The 22,177-nt window shown below is 44.3% G+C and carries 17 protein-coding genes; all 17 read left to right on the top strand.

Annotation, left to right across the window (positions count from 1 at the left end; all coding sequences use genetic code 11):
• Nucleotides 1–12: 12 nt before the first annotated feature.
• On the top strand, nt 13–969 hold the full coding sequence (locus QFZ81_RS20110; protein ID WP_307441996.1) for a carbohydrate ABC transporter permease: 957 nt from the start codon (nt 13–15) through the stop codon (nt 967–969).
• Nucleotides 970–999: 30 nt separating this feature from the next.
• Nucleotides 1,000–1,638 carry a hypothetical protein gene (locus QFZ81_RS20105; protein WP_307604421.1) on the top strand — a complete coding sequence of 213 codons (639 nt, stop codon included), beginning with the start codon at nt 1,000–1,002 and terminating at the stop codon, nt 1,636–1,638.
• A gap of 101 nt (nt 1,639–1,739) precedes the next feature.
• Entirely contained in the window at nt 1,740–2,477 is a 738-nt protein-coding gene (locus QFZ81_RS20100; protein WP_307441998.1) for a hypothetical protein, read from the top strand.
• A 25-nt stretch (nt 2,478–2,502) separates the two neighbouring features.
• The gene (locus QFZ81_RS20095) at nt 2,503–3,231 is read left to right on the top strand and encodes a hypothetical protein (protein ID WP_307442000.1); all 729 of its coding nucleotides are present in this window, start codon (nt 2,503–2,505) and stop codon (nt 3,229–3,231) included.
• 200 nt (nt 3,232–3,431) lie between these two features.
• Nucleotides 3,432–4,763 carry an ABC transporter substrate-binding protein gene (locus tag QFZ81_RS20090; protein WP_307604419.1) on the top strand — a complete coding sequence of 444 codons (1,332 nt, stop codon included), beginning with the start codon at nt 3,432–3,434 and terminating at the stop codon, nt 4,761–4,763.
• 101 nt (nt 4,764–4,864) lie between these two features.
• Nucleotides 4,865–5,014, top strand: coding sequence for a hypothetical protein (locus tag QFZ81_RS20085; protein WP_307442004.1), 150 nt, complete (start codon nt 4,865–4,867; stop codon nt 5,012–5,014).
• Nucleotides 5,015–5,061: 47 nt separating this feature from the next.
• Nucleotides 5,062–6,075, top strand: a complete 1,014-nt coding sequence (locus QFZ81_RS20080; protein WP_307604417.1) for a hypothetical protein — start codon at nt 5,062–5,064, stop codon at nt 6,073–6,075.
• A 56-nt stretch (nt 6,076–6,131) separates the two neighbouring features.
• Nucleotides 6,132–7,475, top strand: a complete 1,344-nt coding sequence (locus tag QFZ81_RS20075) for an ABC transporter substrate-binding protein (protein ID WP_307604415.1) — start codon at nt 6,132–6,134, stop codon at nt 7,473–7,475.
• Between the two features lie 195 nt (nt 7,476–7,670).
• Nucleotides 7,671–9,044, top strand: a complete 1,374-nt coding sequence (locus tag QFZ81_RS20070; RefSeq protein WP_307604413.1) for an S-layer homology domain-containing protein — start codon at nt 7,671–7,673, stop codon at nt 9,042–9,044.
• An 83-nt stretch (nt 9,045–9,127) separates the two neighbouring features.
• Nucleotides 9,128–9,613, top strand: coding sequence for a hypothetical protein (locus tag QFZ81_RS20065; RefSeq protein WP_307604411.1), 486 nt, complete (start codon nt 9,128–9,130; stop codon nt 9,611–9,613).
• 114 nt (nt 9,614–9,727) lie between these two features.
• Entirely contained in the window at nt 9,728–10,435 is a 708-nt protein-coding gene (locus QFZ81_RS20060) for an ABC transporter ATP-binding protein (RefSeq protein WP_307604409.1), read from the top strand.
• Entirely contained in the window at nt 10,419–11,453 is a 1,035-nt protein-coding gene (locus QFZ81_RS20055) for an efflux RND transporter periplasmic adaptor subunit (protein ID WP_307442021.1), read from the top strand. Before QFZ81_RS20060 ends, QFZ81_RS20055 begins: the two co-directional genes overlap by 17 nt.
• 12 nt (nt 11,454–11,465) lie before the next feature.
• Nucleotides 11,466–14,366 (top strand): ABC transporter permease, encoded by a 2,901-nt coding sequence (locus tag QFZ81_RS20050; protein WP_307604407.1) that lies wholly within the window; start codon nt 11,466–11,468, stop codon nt 14,364–14,366.
• A 1-nt stretch (nt 14,367) separates the two neighbouring features.
• Nucleotides 14,368–15,246 (top strand): ABC transporter ATP-binding protein, encoded by an 879-nt coding sequence (locus tag QFZ81_RS20045; RefSeq protein WP_307442025.1) that lies wholly within the window; start codon nt 14,368–14,370, stop codon nt 15,244–15,246.
• A 189-nt stretch (nt 15,247–15,435) separates the two neighbouring features.
• Nucleotides 15,436–18,624 (top strand): S-layer homology domain-containing protein, encoded by a 3,189-nt coding sequence (locus tag QFZ81_RS20040; protein WP_307604405.1) that lies wholly within the window; start codon nt 15,436–15,438, stop codon nt 18,622–18,624.
• A gap of 175 nt (nt 18,625–18,799) precedes the next feature.
• Complete coding sequence (locus QFZ81_RS20035) at nt 18,800–20,083, top strand: Gfo/Idh/MocA family oxidoreductase (RefSeq protein WP_307604403.1); 1,284 nt, start codon at nt 18,800–18,802, stop codon at nt 20,081–20,083.
• Nucleotides 20,084–20,111: 28 nt separating this feature from the next.
• Complete coding sequence (locus QFZ81_RS20030; RefSeq protein WP_307604401.1) at nt 20,112–22,097, top strand: alpha/beta hydrolase family protein; 1,986 nt, start codon at nt 20,112–20,114, stop codon at nt 22,095–22,097.
• Nucleotides 22,098–22,177 lie beyond the last annotated feature (80 nt).

The following is a 22,177-nucleotide window of genomic DNA, read 5'->3' as shown; positions in this document are numbered from 1 at the left end:
AGGGGTGAAGCTATGATCGGATTAAAAATCAAGAAAGAGCATTCGCAATCGTTTCTACTGTGGTTAACTAAAGCTCGCTATACGATTATAGGCAGAGAAGTAGATAAAGGGATGCTGTTTAAATTTTTTATTTATTTGATATTGCTGGATACGGCTTACATTTATTTGAAGCCTATCCTTCATATGATAACCACTATGGTCAAAAACGCAGATGATTTGCTCGATCCTTCTGTTAACTGGTTTCCGCGTACGTTATACCTCGGAAACCTCCAGGAAGCTTGGGATTGGTTGAAATATCCGAAAGCTTTCAGCATCAGCTTAACGCTCTCTCTTTCAGTGGCTATATTGCAAACGTTTTCCTGTGCTGTGACCGGTTATGCCTTCGCAAGATTGAAAATCCCTTTTAAGAGGTTGATGTTTTTTTTATTGCTGTTGACCTTTATTGTACCGATCCAGGTTACGATCTTGCCGAACATCATTTATGCGAGGGAACTGGGCCTTCTGAATACCATTTATCCCATTATTGTGCCAGCTTTTTTCGGCCTCGGTTTAAAGGGGGCGCTGTTCGTTATTATTTATCGTCAATTTTTCTCCACCCAACCGAAGGAACTTGAGGAAGCGGCCAGAATTGATGGGGCCAATGTGTTTAAAATATTTTCCAAGGTTATGATGCCGCTTGCCAAACCTGCCATTCTCGTCGTATTTTTGTTTTCCTTCGTTTGGACCTGGAACGACTTCTATTTGCCAAGCATGTATTTGTCCGATATCGAAACGGCGCCTCTCTCGATGGGGATATCGCGCATTGCCTCTGCGCTGCGGCAGCAAGCAGAACAATATGGACCGTCTGTTAATGATGAAGCAATTAGGATGGCTACAACATTCATGATGATCATACCGCCGATGCTTTTGTATACATTTACACAACGCTGGTTCGTTGAGGGCGTGGAAAGAACGGGCTTGGTAGAGTAGGACAATGCAGCTAAAGGAGGATTATGGAAAATGAAACGAGTTACTGCCTTATTCGTTATCGTCATACTTTTGGTTTCTATGATGGCATGTTCATCGACGGAAACTGCTACTGCACCCTCAAATGCCAAAAAATTGCTTTATGTCAAAAAGAACGAAGGCAGCAACGATCCCATTATCATTAGTCATTTGAAAAAGCTTGGCTATCAAGTCATGGATACAACGGACAGCGTCTTTAAAGCGGATGCAGCAAACGGCTATGGCGTCGTGTTTATAAGCGATTCCGTCAACTCCTCCAGAATAGATGCCCAGTTGAAGAGTTCCACTGTTCCCGTTGTCTATGCCAAGACTCAGTCGGTCAGCATTGCCGGTTTGACGGGAATTCTGGATTACGGGGAATTGAATGATGTGAATACCATACAAATTAATGACAACAAACATCCACTTGCAGCAGGGTTGAAGGATCGTGTAATTGTTTATAACAGCAATGGAAAAATGGGGTACGCAATTCCGGGCAAAGAAGCGGTCATTATTGCGACGGCTCAAGGCGACGATAAGAAAGCTGTCATTTTCGGCTATGAAAAGGGGGCGAAAAACGTAAAAAATGAACCGATCCCGGCTCGTCAAGTGTTTTTCTATGCCTGCCGGGCAAGAAATGAACCAGACCGATGAAGGTTGGAAGCTTTTAGACGCCTCGATTCAGTGGGCTGCACAAAATGGGAAAAAGTAATTTTTAAGCGTTTACTACTATTTTGGTAAAGGGGATTTGATTCATGAAACGTTTAGTGAACATGATCACTGTCTTAATGCTGTTTATGGCGCTAATGGCTTGTACATCTGTACCGGTCAAAATGGATTCCGTGACCAATCAACCGACAGCTCCGAACAAAACGCAGAGTAATGGGAAAAAAGTTCTATTTGTCGGAAGAGACAGCGGCGGAGATGCTATCGTTACCAAACGCTTAAAAGAAGTACATGGCTTTGAAGTCACGGTAATCGCGGACAAAGAAGTTACTCCCGAAAAGGCGAATGGGTATACGCTAATCTTTGTAAGCGAATCCGTTAATTCCGGAAAAATCCGAGACAATTTCGTAAAGGCTGCCGTACCCGTCATTTATGCCGAGCCTCAATCAACCTCGGATACAGGAATGACGGTTACCGATGGATACGGTAAATTGGATGCAGGGAACGTGGCAAAAACGATTCAAATCAAGGATAGTAAGCATCAACTTGCAGCAGGGCTAGAGAACCAGGTGGACGTCTATAAAGCTAACGGAAAAATGGGTTTCGCCACCCCTGGCGCCGAGGCTATTGTTGTGGCTACAGTACCGAACGAGGAGCAAAAAGCAACCATTTTCGCCTATGAGAAAGGCGTGAAAAACGCAAAGGACCAGCCCGTAGTCGCGCGCGAAGTGTTCTTCTATTTGTTCAATGGGGAAGAAATCAATCAAACCGAAAGTGGTTGGAAACTGTTCGATGCCGCCATAAAATGGGCAACCGGGAAAAAGTAGCTTTCATTATTAGGGAGGATATTACATGAAGCGATTATTGAGCCTTCTCATTATTGCCATGATTCTAATTGTCGCTACGGCTTGCACAGCAGCAACACAGGGAAATCCTGATGCGAGCCAAGAGGTTAATGCTCCGAAAGTGTCTGGAAAAAGCAAAAAAGCACTCTTTGTTGGCAGGGAGAGCGGTGGTGATGCAATTACAATTAAACATTTGAAAGCACTCGGATTTGAAGTCGCGGTGACTACGGACAAAGAGCTTACCGCCGACGAAGCGCTGAAATATGCTTTGGTATTTATTAGTTCAACCGTCAACTCCGGTCGAGTTAGCAACAAGTTGATTGCTTCTCCAGTACCCGTCATTTATGCCGAATCTCAAAATATAGGAGATGTGGCTTTGTCGGGTAAATCGACTGACTTTGATAATGGCGATTACTCCGGTAAGACCGTTACAATCAAAGCCGGCAACCATCCGATGGCAGCTGGGTTAAAAGGCAATGTGGACGTCTATAAGCTAGACGGGAAGATCGGTTTCGTCATACCAAGCAAGGAGGGAGTCATTGTTGCCTCAGCTCCCGATGATGACCAAAGAGCCGTTATTTGCGCGTTTGAGAAAGGCGTCAAAAACTTGAATAACGAACCTGTACCGGCACGTCAAGTGTACTTTTATTTGGTAAACGGAGAAGAAATAAACCAGACCGACGATGGCTGGAAGCTCTTCGATGCTGCCGTGAAATGGGCGATCGGTAGCAAGTGATACTCGATCTATAAGGAACAAATTCTTTAGGCTTCTCCGTTCAGGAGAGGCCTTTCTTTATTATCATCGTTTACGGAAGGATGCAATAAACAACCTATAAAAATGAACGATCCCCTAATGAAAGCACGATTCATTCCTATTAAAGTTATTTAGAAAGCGCTTCCGTGAAAGCGGGAATCTTAAAGGAGGTTCAATAAAGAATGAAAAAGTATCTATTATCATCCTTATTTTTTGCGCTGGCATTTTTAGTCTTGACTAGCTGTAAGTCAGAACTTGCAAGTTCTGATCAAACTCCGGTAGCCAACAAATCAACGGAATCGCCGGAGAACGAATTGTTCATCTATACGGCTTGGCCTGCATTTTACGTCAAAGAAGAAATTTTTGAAAAGCAAATCGGTCAATATATCAAAAAGAAGTTCCCAGATATTAATGTCAAGCATGTCCATTGGGATAGTCCGGGCAGACGGTATGAGGACTTGATTGCGGCGGGCACTATTCCCGACATTGTATTTGATGAAGTACGCCGCAACACGTACAGACAGGTTCGAAGATTCGAAATGCAATATGACATGACCGATTTGATCAAAAAATACAATTTTGATACTAACAAACTGAACCCGGCAGACATGCAGCATTCAATTAATACATCAGACGGAAAACTCTATTCGCTGCCCTTTAATTCGAATGAGTGGGTGCTGTTTTATAACAAAGATATTTTTGATAAGTTCGGTGTGGAATATCCGAAGGATGGCATGACATGGGATGAAACTTATGAGATGGCCAAAAAGTTGACGCGTCAAGAGGGAGAAATCACCTATAAAGGTTTTCAGATGAATCCTGCCCATTATTTGAAGTTTAACCAGCTATCGGAACCTGGACTCGACCCAAACGTAGACAAGGCTTCCATGGTATCAGATAAATGGGTGAAGAGTGTAGACAATATCAGGCGATTCTATGAAATTCCCGGAAATCAGTTAGTCAAAACGAATGCCTTCTCTAAGGGTAATATTGCGATGATTGTGGACTCCTTGGAAAATGCGGTGAGATTGGTTAGCGAGAACAAAAGCTTAAACTTCGATGTGTCTTCTGTTCCTGTTTTTCCGGAGGCACCCAAATCTAAATTTCAGCCCAACACGAACGGTATGTTTATAACGAATCAATCCAAAAAGAAGGATCTGGCATTTCAGGTCATTGCTTATCTTTTGTCGACAGAGTTTCAAATCGAACTGTCCAAACAAGGAATCATTTCTCCTCTAATAGATCCGGCTGTACAACAGGTATTCGGGCAAGGCATTCAGGAGTGGAAGGGAAAGCATCTCCAATCACTCTTTTATTTAAACGGCGCTAAGCCTGCTCTTCGTAAACCGGGTTTGACCTTTATAGATTCGAATACGGATATGGTGTGGAATTTAATTGCGAAAGAATCCAAAGATAGCCAAACGGCACTGCGCATGACCAATGATGCCATGAACAAAGCAATAGAAGAAACGAAAGCGATTGAGAAAGATGGCGGAACTAGTCAATACCAATAGGGTTATCACCGTACGGAAAGATGCAACAAACAACCTATAAAATAGAACTACCCCCCTAATGTAAGCGCAATTAATTAGTAATAAAGTAAGGATATATAAGAGTGCCAAACGAAGTTGCCGGTTCTCGCTTCATTTTTTTATTAAAAATAGAAGCGTTTACATGGCGAATAATGGAGGCGAGCTATGAAGAAGAATCTTATATCACGAAGCAATCGACTAAAGGTATTCAAACTGAGAAAGCTGCCAAGTAAAATCGTATCCGATGGGATTGAATCAAGAATTTAGGGGGAATTAGTTAATGAAACGTTTTCTCATCCTGCTCGTCATCGCTTTGATGACATTAACCGTGATCGCCTGCTCGTCATCCGAAGGAAATCCTGAGGCGAGTGTCTCGCCAAAAGTCACAGCATCAGCTACCACATCGATAACGCCAGCGCCTTCGGATTCTTCCATGGCTTCTACGGCACCAACACCAACACCAACACCAACAGCTACTTCAGTGGTTTCGGTAACTCCTTCACCAACGGAATCTTCCAAACCTTCAGTAACACCTGCATCAACAGATTCATCCAAGGCTTCGGCAACGACTGTACCTGCAGATTCTCCCAAAGCTTCCGTGACGTCTACGCCAGCAGCGACACAACCTGAGACCAAACCCGAACCAACGCAGCAGCCTGAAATATCACCAAAGGGGAAAAAAGTGCTCTTTGTTGGACGGGAGCAAGTTCCTGTGCCTGCAGAAGATGTTGTTATGGCCGATCGTTTGAAAGGCATGGGCTTCATTGTTACGAGGCTTGGCGATAAAGATTTCACTGCCGATGAAACCAAAGGTTATGACTTGCTCTATTTCAGTCAAACGGTGAACTCTAAGTTTTTGAAGGGTGGCGTCATGAAAGATGTCGCGATTCCAACCGTCTATGTGAAAAGCCACGGTATGTTCTATCTGGGCTTATCCTCGCTCGAGGAAGGAGCCACGGTTAAAAAAATTAAATCGATCGATATCGTTGATAGCAAGCATAAGGTAGCTGGCGGATTGTCAGGCACAGTGGACGTGTATAAAGAAGCTGACACCGGTTACGGTGTTAGTTACGGAATAGTGGGCAAGGAAGCGAAAGTGATTGCAACGATCCCTGGAGATAAGACGAAGGCTGCGCTCTACTATTACGATAAAGGATCGAAAGCCGATAATGGCTATACGGTAAAAGCGCGAGTATCGTTCTACTATTGGAGCAACGGGATGCAGGATAATTCCACTGATGCAGGTTGGAAGCTTTGGGATAATATCGTCCTATGGACGTTGCAAAACGGCTAATTATTGCTGGAGCAATCGTATAGGGAAATTATTCTTCAATGGAGGTACTTAACACCATGAAAAAATATATAAAGAACTCCTTACTTATCGTTTCATTGCTCACGATTTTGACAGGCTGTGAAAGTAGTCTTGATTCAAATCCTGTCACTACAACTAACAAACCGGCGAAATCAACGCCTGCAAACGAATTATTTATTTACACGGTTTGGCCATCCTTTTATGCAAAAGAAGAAAATTTCGACAAACAAATCGGCCAATTTCTTAAAAAGAAATTTCCAGATATGACGATTAAGCATGTGCACTGGGATAATCCGGGCAGACAATATCAGGACTTGATCGCGGCTGGCACCATCCCGGACATTATCCTCGATAACACCCGTATGAATGTGCAAAGATATATTATGGATAACGATCTTCAGTATGACATCAGTGATTTGATCAAAAAGTATAACTTCGATACAAACCAATTAAATCCGGCTCACATGGCCCAGATGAGAAATATGACGCCGGATGGGAAAATATACGGTTTGCCGTTCAATAATAACGATTTCGTTCTCTTTTATAACAAAGACATTTTTGACAAATTTGGCGTCGACTATCCGAAAGACGGCATGACCTACGATGAAGCTTACGAGATGGCCAAAAGGCTGACCCGTGTGGAAGGCGAAATCACATATAAAGGGTTTTCTCAAAACCCTGGCCATTATATGAACTACAATCAGCTTTCTGTTTCTCCGCTTAGCCAAACGGAAGACAAGGCAAGCTTGAACACGCCAGAGTGGAAAAAGATTGTAGACAACTTGAGACGTTTCTATGATATTCCCGCCAATCAGTTTGATACCGTCGAAACTTTCGCGACGAAAGGAAATATCGCCATGGCTGTGGCAACAGTGGACCATATTGTTTCGTTCCATGAACAAAACAAAAACTTGAACTTCGATGTCGTATCAGCACCTTCGTTTAGTGATGTTCCTGATACTAGGTATCAACCGAACCTATACGCCATGTACATAACGAAACAATCGACAAAAAAAGATCAAGCCTTTCAAGTTATGGCCGCTATTCTCTCCGAAGAGCATCAAGTCGATTTGGCAAAAGAAGGTGTAATCGTGCCTTTGGAAAGCAAAGCGGTTCAAGATGCATTCGGACAAAACTTGCCTCAAATGAAAGGTAAGAACACGAAAGCTATTTTCCACGGCAAAACAGCTATGCCTCCGGCAGCACGCGCAGCAGGTTTAGCCTGGTATGACGTTCCGATGCAGAACGTATTCGGACCTTTGATTTTCAAAGAGTCCAAAGATTCCGTAACAGCGCTGCGTATGATTGAAGAACAATCAACGAAAGGAATTGAAACAAAGAAGGCTGAAAAGGCTGCACTCGACAAATCTATAAAAAAATAATCAACCTCTTAAAGACCTATAAACATGAGTAAAAGCCCCTATATTCGATTCATCTTTTCGTAATAGAGTAGGGATAGTGCGAAGATGTCCTTAATGAGGAGGTGAAAAAGTAAGTCGTGTAAAGTAATACCTGTTATTTACTTAACTGACCGCATGCTCGTTTCTTTATTAATCTAATATTGGATGGTGATCTGTTTGAAAAAACTTATATCAACGCTATTAATGGTTCTTCTTTTATCATTCACTTTGCTTCCATTGGCTTTTGCAGAGGGTACCGATTCGGCCGACACTCCTGCCGTTAAATCCGTGGATGATTTCAAGGATTTGAAGGATTTGCCGCAAGACGTGAAGGACAAATTTGATTCGCTGATTAAAGGCGGCGTGTTTAACGGATTGACGGAAGATACTTTCGGTTTAGATGCTGAAATGAATCGCGCTCAGTTCGCCAAAGTTGCTGGCATTATTTTTAAATTGACAATTGATGAAACGCTTACAAGCTCTACATTTACCGATGTTCGCGCTGATGATCCGGCAAATTCCTATGCACTTCCCTATATCGAGGCGCTGAAGAAAGCAGGACTAACAAACGGGTATGACGCTGAGGGGAAAACTTATAAACCGTCCGGTGCAGTGTCTCGGCAAGAGCTTGCAGCGTTCCTCATCAGGGGTATCGGTTTGGAGGAAGATGAAAAAAAAGCCACGCCTGTTACGGACAACACTGTGGACGCTTGGGCAAAAGGATATGTCGCGCTTGCGCTCGAAAAGAATCTCATGACGAACCAAGATGATGGTAAATTTGGAGGCACGAAATCGGCTACAAGGAAAATGTTAGCGCTCGCAAGCTTTGAAGCGAAGAAGCTCTTCGAGGGGGATGGCACGACTACTGGGCCAGGAACTCCGGCTACGCAGCCTGGTACGCCAACGACACCTTCTGGTGAAGTGTCCGCAGAAGGAAAAAAAGTACTATTTGTAGGAAGGGACGCAGCTAGCATACCTGAAGAGGACGTTTTAGTTCAAGATCGTTTGAAGGCTCTTGGTTTTAGGGTGACCAATATTATCGATAGAAAATTCACTGCGGAAAAAACGGAAGGATATGATTTGATCTATATCAGCAATACCTTGAACGCCAAGTATCTTAAGGGTGGAGTTATGAAAGATGTTGCAATTCCAACCGTATATACAAAAAACCATGGCATGTACTATCTCGGTCTTTCATCAATCGAGGAAAACGCAGAATTTGCAAATGGTAAATCGATTAGTATTGTAGACAGTAAGCATAAGGTTGCAAGCGGATTATCCGGTAATGTGGACGTATTTAATGAGGCTGACCCCAAAAGATCATATGGTTACGGTCTTATGGGCAAGGAAGCAAAAGTGATTGCCACCGTTCCAGGCGATAAGACAAAGGGGACCATCTATTACTATGATAAAGGCACGAAAGCCGATAATGGGTATGCCGTAAAAGCACGAATTTCGTACTTCTTTTACAGTGGGGACCATGAATCGGTCACTGACAATGCATGGAAGCTTCTGGATGCTCTCGTTTTATGGACGCTGCAAAACGGTTAATATCCTTTCAGAGAATGAAAACTCCAGTTTATGGACTGGAGTTTTTTCCTAACATTTACATGAAATCTCAGGGAGTGATTAAAATGAAACAGATAAAGCTTATTAGCATGCTGTCCGTTATCTGCTTATTGTTTATCTTAACACAACCAGCAATTGCGCAAACGCCTCCTAATTTACAATGGACTACGACCATTACAAGCAGTGATTCTCATTATAATCATTGTTATTCCTCGGCTAATATCGGTGACGGCAGCTTAACTTTAGCTGGTTACAGTGATAAAGAAAATTGTTCGGGTGTATCCAAAAGCGAAATTAACGTTGAGAATATTTCCCAGCTTTCCTTTGGTTGGTCGTACTATGTGGAAAGAGACGCTAATATCACGGTAACGGTGTCCACGTATGAAGGAGAGCTGTTCAACATTTCGAAAAATGACAGCAGTGATTATGATTATGAATCGGTCATCGACCTGCCGGGCGGATACTCTGGCCCGCTTTATTTCTATGTCGATGTCAGTGCTTGGAATTATGGTTACGGTGAAGCGAAAATTGAGAATATTGCCTTTCAATAATAGTAATCATCTATGTTTGAAAAAGAAAAAGAGGAAGCAACCATGTTTCCTCTTTTTTTTGCAAAAACTTCGGATGATAAGACGCAACCTGCCTATTTAGGAGTGTGAATATTCATGACTATCGAGCAACAAAGGCAAAGCACCTCAGCTCTTGTTAGGACGGAAGCTATTACCCGGGTATTCGGACGCGGTTCTACCGCAGTTCACGCCCTGAAAGGAGCCAACTTATCGATCCCGGCAAAGCAGCTAGTCGCTCTCAAAGGGCGGTCCGGATCCGGCAAAACCACATTAATGAATATGCTTGGTGCCCTTGACAGGCCAACGGAAGGCAAAGTGTACTTTCATGATGCCGAAATTAGTGGATTCACAGAGAAGAAACGCAACGAGTTGAGACGTGCACACATGGGGTTGATTTTCCAATCCTTTGCTCTGGTTCCACTGATGACGGCTTACGAGAATGTGGAATTCGGTTTGCGAATTGCGGGCATTCCATCCGTACTTTATAAGGAGTATACAGAAAGGGCGCTCGAATTCGTAGGGTTGAAAGCTAGAATGAAACATCGGCCCTTCGAAATGTCCGGGGGAGAGCAGCAGCGGGTTGCCATTGCGAGAGCGATTGCTCATAAGCCTTCTTTGATTTTAGCTGACGAGCCAACTGCAGAACTGGATAGTAAGATGGGGCTTCAAGTCATGAAGGTATTCAAGGATTTGGTTCAACACGAGGGGATGACCATCATTATTACGACTCATGACCCCTCAATTATGAGCGTAGCCGATCATGTTTACACATTGGAGGATGGTCAAATTGTCGAACAAGCTTAGCAAAATGCTGTTCCCGATGCTTGGATTATGGTGCATGGCTGGGACTTTGGCAGGCTGCTCTTTGCTGCCGGTTGAAGAACCAGATTTGAAACCGCCGCTTGTTCAACCACTCACAGAATCCTTAACGCTTTTTGAGGTGAAGAAAGCCAATATAGCCAAGCAAATTACGGGAGTCGCGACGTTTGCATCGGATCAAATGGATTACTTATTTTATAAAGAATCGGGCGGCAGATTGACGTCAATGAATGTGAAATTGGGAGATAAAGTACATGCAGGTGATGTCGTAGCTTCAACGGAAACAGGCGATCTTGAAATGAAAATTCGTTTGCAAGAAATTACGCTCGAAAAGATCAAAATTTCAATGGCGCAAGAAATAGCTGATAAGGGTGGCGATGATCCTGCGGTTCGTTTGAAAATGCTCGATTATGAAAGCGCTCAAATTCAGTTGAAATCACTGCGGAGCCAATTGGATAGAACGACTCTCGTTGCAACGGTCGACGGCATCGTAACTTACATTGAACCTATGAAACTGGGTGATCAAGTATCGGCTTATAAACAGCTGGTGACGATCTCAGACCCGAATAAGATGAAACTCGTTTATACAGCCTCCAGTCAGAACGATTTGGTTGGCGTTGAAATCAACATGGATGTCAATGTGAAAATAAAAGACAAGACGTATGTAGGGAAAGTCGTTCAAACGCCTATGACCGCACCGATTAGTGATAATAAAACGGTACAGGATAAAAATTCGAAGTCTCTCTTTATTAACGTGAAGGAATTACCGACAGAAGTGACGATCGGTTCCCAAGCAGATATCACGATTGTAACAGAAAAGCGAGAGAATGTATGGGTCATCCCAAGATCGGGGCTGCGCAGTTATATGGGGCGCGATTATGTACAGGTCATGGAAGGAGAAAGCAGGAAAGAGGTCGATGTGGAGAAAGGGATTGTAGCGGCTAGGGAAGTGGAGATACGCAAAGGCATTACCGAAGGGCAGAAGATTATTTTGAATAATTAGGAGGTTAAGGGATTGGCATTATTTATCATGATCTTGCGCAAAATGATCAATAATAAATGGCTGGAGCTTAGCCTGCTGTTCGGATTGGTGTTATCTGTGGCTTTAACGAGTACGATGCCGATTTATACAAACGCGATCTTGCAAAGATTACTGATTCAGGAGCTGCAGCAATTGCAAACCTCTAGCAGTCAGTATCCCGGCATCTATTGGTTATCAGCAAATTTAGTTCCGGAAGATGAGCAAAAGAATACTAAAATTTCTGAAACCGATGAATTTCTGAACAAAGCCAGCCATCGCTTTGGCCTCCCTGTCCAGCAACTCGTCCGTGAGAGGTCAACGCAACGATACGGACTTGCTCCGGCCGAACCAGACAAAGTTGATATCAACAGACAGCGGTCGGCGGATTTCTCTGCCATTGATGGAATGGAGGGACACATTCGGCTAGTGGATGGACGTCTACCGGAGAAAGAGCCGATTAATGGGGTGTATGAAGCGCTTGTTGTAAAAGAAGCTTTGACAGAACTCGGCATGGTGCTGAATACCGTTTTTACAATTCAAGATGAGAAGATGAAACTACCGGTTTACGTCAAGCCTGTAGGTGTATTCGATCGTAAGGATTACACGGATCTATTTTGGTATAACATCCCAAGCAGCTATAAGAACAGCTTTCTGATCAATTTTGATTTATTTGAAAAAGAATTCACAGCAGGCAGCAAGCTAAATCTTCAGTCTAGCTACTGGTATTTGGCCCTTGATTACAGCAAAATGTCGCTGGTATCCACAAACGATTTCATTGATGCGCATCGCACGATCACGGCCCATATGGATAAACGGTACGAAACTCACAATATGAATGCTCCTGCCTTACAAACTCTGGGTGCATATTACGTAAAAGAAGCAAGTCTAAGGCTCATGCTCTGGTCGTTAAATGTGCCTGTTATGCTCATGCTTGCCTTTTACTTGTATATGGTTGCAAACCTGATCACGGAACGCCAGAAAACTGAAATCGCCGTATTACGCAGTCGGGGTGCTAGTCGCTTGCAAATTATTTTCAGTTATGTCGTGGAGGGCTTAGTACTCGGTGCAATTGCTTTCTTGGTTGGACCGTATTTCGGGGCCTTTTTGACAAAACTATTGGGCGCATCTAGCGGTTTTCTTGAATTCGTACAGCGGGCTAAGCTTGACGTTGAACTGAATCGGGATGCTTTTTTGTATGGGCTGATTGCTGTCGCCAGCTCACTTGTGATGACGCTGATTCCGGTATTCCTTGCCATGAGGGTTACTATTGTCGGACAAAAACAGCAGTCGGCAAGACAGGAAAAAAGCTCCTTCTGGCACAAATATTTCATCGATGTCATGTTGATTGGGGTAGCACTATATGGATTGAATAATTATAAAACGCGAATCAAAGAGCTGCTGTCGCTAGGCTTAAAATCCGGTGATTTAAAGGTAGATCCGCTGTTATTTCTCATTCCGGCACTTTTTATTTTGGGTATGGGTCTGCTCATTCTTCGAATTTACCCTTGGTTTATGCGTTTGGTGTTTCAGGTTGGCAGACGTTGGTGGCCACCTTCTCTGTACAGCACATTTATTCAAGTTAGCCGCTCGACCATTCAATATCAATTTATTATGGTTTTTCTGATCATCACCATTGCCACAGGCTTATTCAGTGCAAGTGCAACCCGTACGATCAATAAGAATACGACTGATAAAATCCTTTACTCTGCAGGCGCTGATATTACGATGCAGATTCGTTGGGAGAATGACGCCCCTCCGGCAATCTTGACCGGTTTAATGGAAGAGTCTGAAGAGGAAGATGCTGAGTCAGAAGCTTCTTCCGAAGCTCCTTTAAAGACACAATATACGGAACCGTCATTCCTGCCTTTTACGCAGCTGCCTGGCGTGGAACAAGCAGCAAAGGTATTTAATAAAAAAGATGCGATATATATCCATGGAAAGTCAACTGAAAATATACAGTTGATGGGGATCGAAAGCAAACAATTTGGTGAAACCGCTTGGATGCGTGATAGACTGCTTGATCATCATATCAATGAATATTTGAACTTGATCGCACGCAATCCATCTGCTGTTTTAATATCGAAATCGATGGCCGAAGAATATAGTCTGAAACCTGGCGATACGATGACGCTAGGCTGGACAGGTGTAGAAGGAGCCCAATTTACCGTGTATGGGGTAATTGATTATTGGCCATCTTGGAATCCAAACCCCGGTGTAAATGATACAGTAACAACCACAACGAAGCAGGGTTCCACCACGAAATTGAAGAAGCCAAATCTCGTGATCGGCCAACTGCCATATATTCAAAACAATCTGGCACTTGAGCCCTATGAGGTTTGGTTGAAGCTGAATCCAGAGGCAAGCAGTCAAGCGGTGTATCAAGCAATCGTCGATCATGGCTATGAGATAGAGTCTTTGAGGGATGCCAAACAGGAACAGATTAAGTCGATCAAGGATCCCTTCCAGATGGCCATTAATGGTGTGATGACGCTTGGTTTTCTGATTTCTATATTTATTTGCTTTTTTGGCTTCCTGTTATATTGGGTTCTATCCTTATTCGCTCGGACGCTTCAGTTCGGTATTTTGAGAGCTATGGGCATTTCCTTTTACCAGTTGATTCTTATGCTTGTTGGCGAGCAAATCTTGATCTCGGGTGCGGCGATCCTCATTGGAATTCTGACTGGTAACGTGGCGAGTCACTTGTTCGTACCCTTATTTGAATTGTCGTTTGATCCGAAAACACAGGTTCCGCCATTCGAAGTTACCTTTGACCCTCGGGATCAAGTTCGGCTGTACTGGATTGTCACGATGATGATCGCGATTGGATTGGGAGTACTCGGGTCTTTCGTATCCCGAATTCGAATTCATCAAGCTGTTAAGTTGGGGGAGGATTAGGATGATTCATTGTGATAATCTGGTCAAAATTTATAAAATTGCCGATTTGGAGGTAGTCGCCTTACAAGGATTGGATTTACACGTGGAGGCTGGTGAATTGATGGCCATTATCGGCAACAGCGGAAGTGGTAAATCGACTCTGCTAAATATGCTCGGGGGGCTTGACCGCCCCTCGGCTGGCAGTCTAACGGTGGCGGGCAGAGATTTGCTGAGTATGTCGGAGAAAGACATCGTAAGTTACAAACGGGAGACCGTAGGCTTCGTATGGCAGAACAATGCACGGAATTTAATTCCTTACCTGACAGCACAAGAAAATGTAGAGCTGCCTATTTTACTTCAGGGCAAGCGCAAACGAGAAAGGGCTATGGAACTGCTGGAAGCCGTAGGCCTTAGCCACCGGTTGAAAAACAGACTGAACCAACTCTCAGGCGGTGAACAGCAGCGTGTTGCCATCGCTATAGCGCTGGCAAACCATCCGAAACTCTTACTTGCGGATGAACCAACCGGCTCCGTCGATTCGAACATGGCCAATCAAATTCTTGATTTGTTCCGGCATTTGACCCGGAGTCTGGGGCTAACAGTCGTTATTGTTACGCACGATCCGCTGCTTGCCAAAAAAGTGGATCGCGTAGTAGCCATTCGGGACGGGAAAACGTCTTCGGAAATATTGCGTCGTAAATCGTTCGATCAAGAACTGCTTGAATCGGTGCATGGTATCGAAGAGCAGGAAGAAGAATCCCACGTCGAATATGCGGTGCTGGACCAAGCGGGCCGGTTGCAAATTCCTCCAAACTACTTGGAATCAATCGGAGTGAAAAACACGAATAAAGTTCAAGTTACGCTGGAGGAGGGGAGAATCGTACTTTTGCCTCCAGAATAATGATGAATTAAACAACCTATAAAGATGCATAAAAGCCCCCATGAAAAGTTCGCATTATTGCCATATAGTTAGGTCATGCAAGTAAACTAAGATTGGAGAGTGGGTTGATGTGATCAGAGAGACAACGGTATTTCACGTAAAATGTAAGCGTTTTAATCAAGGTCGTATTCGCTTGTCGGGAGGCATCATATGAATAAAAAAATTTCGCTTTTCTTATCGTTCTTATTATTGTGTTACTGCTTTGCTCCCTTGGCCTATGCGGATGATGCCGCTTCGCAAACATCGCAGACGACAGCCACGCCGTCAACAATTCCAACAGTAACTCCATCATCGTCGGTAACTTCAGACACGTATCTGGCCGACCAGTTCGGTGATTTGAAAAGTGTTTCGAAGGACGACAAGAAAAAGATTAACTCTTTACTGAAAATGGAAGCGATCGACACGGCGTCAGCAGATTCTTTCGGTTTGGACCAACAGATCACTCGTGCCCAATTGGCGAAGTCAGTTGCAATCGTTTTAGGCATACGCATTGATAGAATGGTTACTGTATCAAGCTTCTCCGACATCAAATGGGATGACCCTGCGCGTGTTTACATCGAGGCTTTGAAGAACTCGGCTCTTTCGTACGGTGTGATGGATAAGTACAATCCGTCCGGGCAAGTGACCCGCCAAGAACTCGCCATGCTGCTGATAAAGGGACTCGGTTTGGATGAGAAGGTGAAAAATGAGACTCCTAGCAAGGATGAAACCGTAGACAATACATATAAGACCTACGTTGCCTACGCACTTAAGCTAAAAATCATGACTAACCAAGTTGATGGAAAATTCGGAGGAAATGTCCCTGTTTCAAGAGAAACCCTTGCACTAGCAGCTTATGAAGCCATGCAGCAGCATTTCACAACTGCGAAGCCTGCAAAAGCTTCCATTGCCGAAGTCACATTAACGGGGACAGGCAAAATATCCGTAAGACTTAATCGGGATGTCGACATCGACAAGGCCATATTGAACATTACGAAATACGGTTCGGATACGGCGATGCCATCCAGCACCGAATGGGCGGATGACAATAGAAACGCCACACTCGAAACAGATACGTTAACGTATGGCAAATATACAGTTGAATTATCAGGGTTGGATGTTGGGAGTATGGATAAGAGTAAAATCGAATTCATCTCTGAAGTTGGAAAGATCAAAAATTTGGAGATTGTTACTTCTGCGGAAAAGCTTGCTAAATCCAAAGTAAGAATCGAATTCAAAGCGACAAATCAGTATGGTGAGAATGAGATCTTATCGGCAAGCGATTTGAATATTATGATTGGAGCTCAAAATCGAAAAGTAGACTTTTATCCCGGTGAAAATGCTTTTACCATTGATTTGAGCAAAGAATTAATGGATAGCAAAGTGATGGTTTCGTTATTAGAAAAGCGCAGCTTCAAGACAGCCAGCAAAACGTTTATCGTTGGTGACATTCCTATTGTGTCGAAGATCGAAATCGGAGAACTGAAGATCCCCGGAGGACAGTTGATCTTTAAGGCTGGTGTCAGAGCCTACCTCAAATTCAAAGCCTATGATCAGCACGGGTATCCCGTCGTTGATTCCGAGATTATGAACATGGGAATCCATAAATCTTTTACTGCAACGGGGAACGTCATTAATCAAACAGGTGGAAATGATTTCGTCGATTTTGACAATGACGGTTTTCCGGAAATGCAAATGGAAGCCAATACGGATTTAGACGGAGATAAGGAAGTCATTGTCAATTTGTTTAGTGCTGGTGAGCAGGTATCTACGACGATTAATGTAACAGCCTTAAAGACACCTGCAACCGTCGTAATAAAACCCTTAACAGAACCGGCGGCAGAAGGTGACGGAGAGAAGTTTTTCGGTTTAGTTATTAAAGATTCAACGGGTTACGAGTTTAGTACATCCGAGATTGTGGAGGCAGAGACGTCGGGGAGAATTTCAGTTTATGCTACAGGTGGTATCGTGCTGGAAGCAGATACATTAACACGTGGAGGTAGACAAGTGGCAATAAGGTCCACGGATGGGCAAATTCGTGTTAAAGAGGTGAAGGCTGCGGGTCCTGCCTCCATTAATGTTCGATTGAATGCGCTTAATGAATTGGTAACGCTGCCCATCAATATAGAGAAGCCCCGCAAGCCTAACTCACTTAAACTTGATACTGAAAGTACTGTGAGTGTTACATTATTTAGTGGGATCAAGCCCACTACGCTCTTCAGAATTTATGATCAATACGGCATTGAATATAATTCGAACCAAACCGGTTACAAGATTGAAATGAAACTCGAAAAAATCAGTGGTGATACAGGGGCGATCTCCGGAACGACTTCCTCAGGAGGCGTGGTACTCTCCGATGCGAATCCGAAATTACTGAGAGATATTAATCAAATAGCTAATAGAGCTATCACTGTCACTCCAGATTCAACGCGGAAGGGAAGTTACCGATTGACCGCTACATTGGTTCAAGTCGACGAAAGTCTGCAAACCTTAGAAACTTTGGACACCCTGTCAGTGTCGCTAAATGTGGTCGACATCAAAAAAGCGGATCTGGTCTATTCGTTAGACATAGGCGATGGCTTGAGTGCGGCTGGAAAATTATTCTATGATTGGGGAAACACAAAAAGCGTTACGGATGCGACCTACTTATTCAGCAACCCTGGCTATAATGTACCTGGCAAAGATGTTGTAGTAGTAGCCAAAGATAGCTCAGGTTATAAAGTCGCTTATAACCCCAAGGTCAAGTGGCTAGCCGTTAGCGATCCGACTATTATCGCCTTTAACAAAGACGCCTTTAACAAAGGCGAGACACCTAGGTTCATCGGTATCAACGGGGGAAAAACCACCCTGAAGGTTTTCTTCGACACTCCGTTAGGACAGAAAGATCTCAGTATGGAATATGCGATCGCTGCCGATCCTATGGATGTGTCTGATCTTAAGATTAATAATAAATCTCCGATAAAGGTTCCAAAAACTCAGTTGCCTGACAAGACATTTGTCCCAACGAATCTAAATGGTCTCTTTGTTTGGGACACTAGACTGATGGGCCAAATTCAGGCCGTTACCAATTACGGTAGCTTCGTGAATCAAAAATGTACAGTTAATACGACTACTTGTCTTACAGGGCAACAGGATCAGATCACTCCAGTTAATAATATTCTCCAAACGACGATGTGGATCAGCGACATTGTTTACACAGAGACTGATACGAAAAAGCAAGATATGATCTCTATTGGTTCTGATTTTAAAGTAACATATACCCGTGTTGGTAGTTCGGGAGCGAATAACATTAAGCAATTTACTATTAATTTTGTTTCACAGGACCAGTATAAGACGTTTATCGTAGAACTTGAAGCTTGAATTAACCATTGTCCCTGCCAGCTTTTTCGGCAGGGACTTCTTTTTTCTGAACGGTTTTTTACCCTTCTCTCTTACATAGCTGCGACAGGATCGACCTATAATCAAGATCGTTTTTACTAATTCTTTGCGCTTCGCTAATTTGTATACTTAACCTAAGATTGGAGGGCGAATACTTTTGGCAAGAAAAAGATATGTCATCTGCGGAGTTAGTACGAGAGCGAACGGCATGTTTATCAAGAACATGCTGGAAACTTTTCAGTCGCATTGTGAAATTGTTGGAATGCTGGACGCGGATCCCGGACGATTTACGAATTGTTTCAAGAAATTCCCGACGCTGAGCGGATTGCCCGTTTATCTCCCCGATCAATTCGAGCAGATGATCCAGGAGACGAGCCCCGACATCGTTATTGTCGCGGGTGCGGACCATACCCATGCGGATTACATTGTTAAAGGATTGGAACACCATCTTGATGTTATATCGGAAAAACCGATGGTCACGAGCGGGGCAGATTGCAAACGTGTTTTGGATGCACAGAACAATAGTAGCGGGAAGCTGTACGTGACCTTCAATTACCGCTACTCTCCGATCCACACGAGAATTAAGGAGCTAATCCTTGAAGGTAAAGTCGGGAGGGTTACTTCGGTTGATCTGAATTGGTATCTCGATACTTATCATGGCGCGAGCTATTTTAAAAGATGGAACCGTAAAAGAAGCCATTCCGGCGGATTGTCTGTACATAAAAGCACCCATCATATTGATCTTGTTAATTGGTGGATCGATCAAAAGCCGGTAGAGGCTTTTGCATACGGTGCGCTGAATTATTTCGGTCCAGAAGGCGAACTCAATCCTGTCAAGGAAGACGGAAGGCACTGCGGAACATGCCAAGTCAAGCAGAATTGCGCCTATTTCATGCGATGGTCTTCACGGAGCAAGGAGGTTGTACCTGAAGACGATCATTTGACGAATATGGATGTAAAGCCCAGCAATACGGGGTATCGCGCGGATGGCTGTATCTTCGATTCGGAAATCGATATTGAGGATACTTACGTTGCAGCCATTAAGTATAACAAGGGGGCCATGATGAGTTATTCCGTTAACTTTTCGCTGCCTTACGAAGGATATCGACTGGCTATTAACGGGACAAAGGGGAGAATCGAAACCCAGGAAGTAATGTCCAAGCGAGTAACGCATCAAGCACCTGAGCAAACGATTGATTATTTCCCATTGTTCGGCGGCAAAGAAACGATCCATGTTGTTCCGCGTCCTGGAGGGCATGGAGGAGGGGATCCTCTCATTTTGGAAGATTTGTTCTTAGGACCAGATCCGGTCCGTCCCTATGAGATTATGGCTGGAGCGGAAGCGGGAGCTGACTCGGTATTGACAGGGGAAGCGATATGGAAGTCAGTGCAAACAGGCTTGCCTATCCGCATAGCCGACTTGTTGGTTTTACCGAACTGATAGATAGGACAGAAGGGGACATGACTGCATGTATGAGAATTTAGAGAGTGTGGGAATTGCCCACTTTGATGTAAAAAGCCAGCTTCCGCGTTGGGTTTACGAATCCGCTATGCGCGCAGCCGAGAAGGGCGAACAAGCACGTTCAGCCATCAAGGATAAGTCAGAGCTTAAGCAACGGCAGCAGGAAATCCGTGAAGGGCTGGAACGATGCATCGGCGGCATGCCTTCTTCGGATGCACCTTTAAATCCAAGAGTTACAGGTACGGTTGAAGGGAACGGTTTCCGCGTTGAAAAAGTCATTTTCGAACCGAGGCCTCATGTATATGCGACTGCTAATTTGTATGTTCCCGACGGGTTAACTGAGCCCCGTGGAGCGGTACTGCTACTATGCGGGCATCGAGAACAGGCTAAACATTGTGATGAATATCAAACGGTTTGTCATTATATGGTTCATTCCGGTCTTGTCGTGATGTCGCTTGACCCAGTCGGCCAGGGGGAGCGGTTCGGCTTTTATGATCCAGATTCGAAACAGGCACCGATGACTAGCGTTACTGAACATGAAAATGTCGGGCGGCAGTGTATGCCGTTAGGGGATAGTTTAGCCCGCTATATGCTGCATGACGCCGTACGGGCGATAGATTATTTATGCACCCGGCCGGAGGTCGACCCGTGCCGTATAGGAGTGACAGGCCATTCAGGCGGTGGAACGCAGACTTCGCTGGTTATGATGTACGATCAACGCATTGCCGCAGCAGCCCCAGGCGGATTTATTATGAATCGGCCGTACTTTCTACTTACTGGCAAAGCCCAAGATGCCGAGCAGAAATGGCCAGGTTTTTCCGCGCTAGGTTTCGATCATGAAGACATTGTATTAGCCATGGCTCCAAGGCCTGTGCGTATTCTTGCTACAACGTATGATTCCGTCCCGATTGAAGGTCCCAGGCATACGGTAGCTGTAAATCGCAGATTTTGGGAAATGTTTGGCCGAGGTGAAGATCTGGACATTTTCGAAGATGAAAACGTACATCGATTTACGATTCCATTGGCACGTGCGGCGGCACAGTTTTTCTCCAAGCATTTGCTCGGACGTACAGATGAAATCGGCATCGAAGATATAAAACTGATCCCTGCCCAGCAGCTATGGTGCACACAAAGCGGTCAGGTCATCGGCGAGCTTGCGGATGCCCAAAGCACGCATGTTGAAAATAGAGAACGGCTAGCGATATTTGAGAGGTCACGCCAAGTATTATCAGAAGACGATCGAAAAAAGCGATCGATTGAATGGCTTCGAAAGCGTGTGTTTTCGGGCAGACAGCTTTGCGACCTTAACCCGCGTCCTTCCGGGGGAGGGGAAGTAGCGAATTTGTGGGTAATCCGCAAAATTTGGTGGAGCCAGACAGGATTATTAAATCATTGTTTACAATTTTTCGATTCGAAGCTTGCGGGTCATAAACTCCCGGTAACCATTGCCGTCTGGGACGGGGGATCGAACCAGCTTCAAACGCATGCCAAGTGGATTGAAGAAACTTGCGCCTCCGGTCGACTTGTGATGGTACTCAATCCAACAGGGATTGGGCCGCTTCTTCCGCATTTGAATTCACCAACGGATAAACCCTTCAAAAGATTCGGGATGATGGACAGATATACCGACGAGTTGATGTGGTTGGGCGACAGTATGGCCGCTGTACGGACATACGATGTGTTGCGAGCCGTGGAGCTTGCATCTGCATCAAGCAATATTGATCCTACGGACATTCGATTATATGGAAACGGACGATATGCCATATACGCCGGATTGGCGGCTTTGCTTGATGAACGCGTCCAGAATGTTTGCATGGAGAACCGCATGTACAGTATCTCTGATTGGATCAAGGAACCGTTTTACGATGAAACGGACTCCTTAAGCTTTATTTTTCCAGGGATGCTCCGATATTTCGATCTGCCTGATGTGGATAGATGGCTTGCCGAGAAAGGCAAGCTTTACGAACCTGTTAGGAGCGATTTTGTGAGTTGAAGGAGGGGTTGAGGATGCAAAAGCATACATAATCCCAGATCGTGAAACGCTACATCAAATTTAATGCAGCGCAGAAACTG

The sequence above is a fragment of the Paenibacillus sp. V4I9 genome (genome assembly GCF_030817295.1).
In the GTDB taxonomy this organism is placed as follows: domain Bacteria; phylum Bacillota; class Bacilli; order Paenibacillales; family NBRC-103111; genus Paenibacillus_E.
The sequence above is the reverse complement of the archived record's forward strand: the minus strand, read 5'-3'. Positions and strand labels throughout refer to the sequence as shown.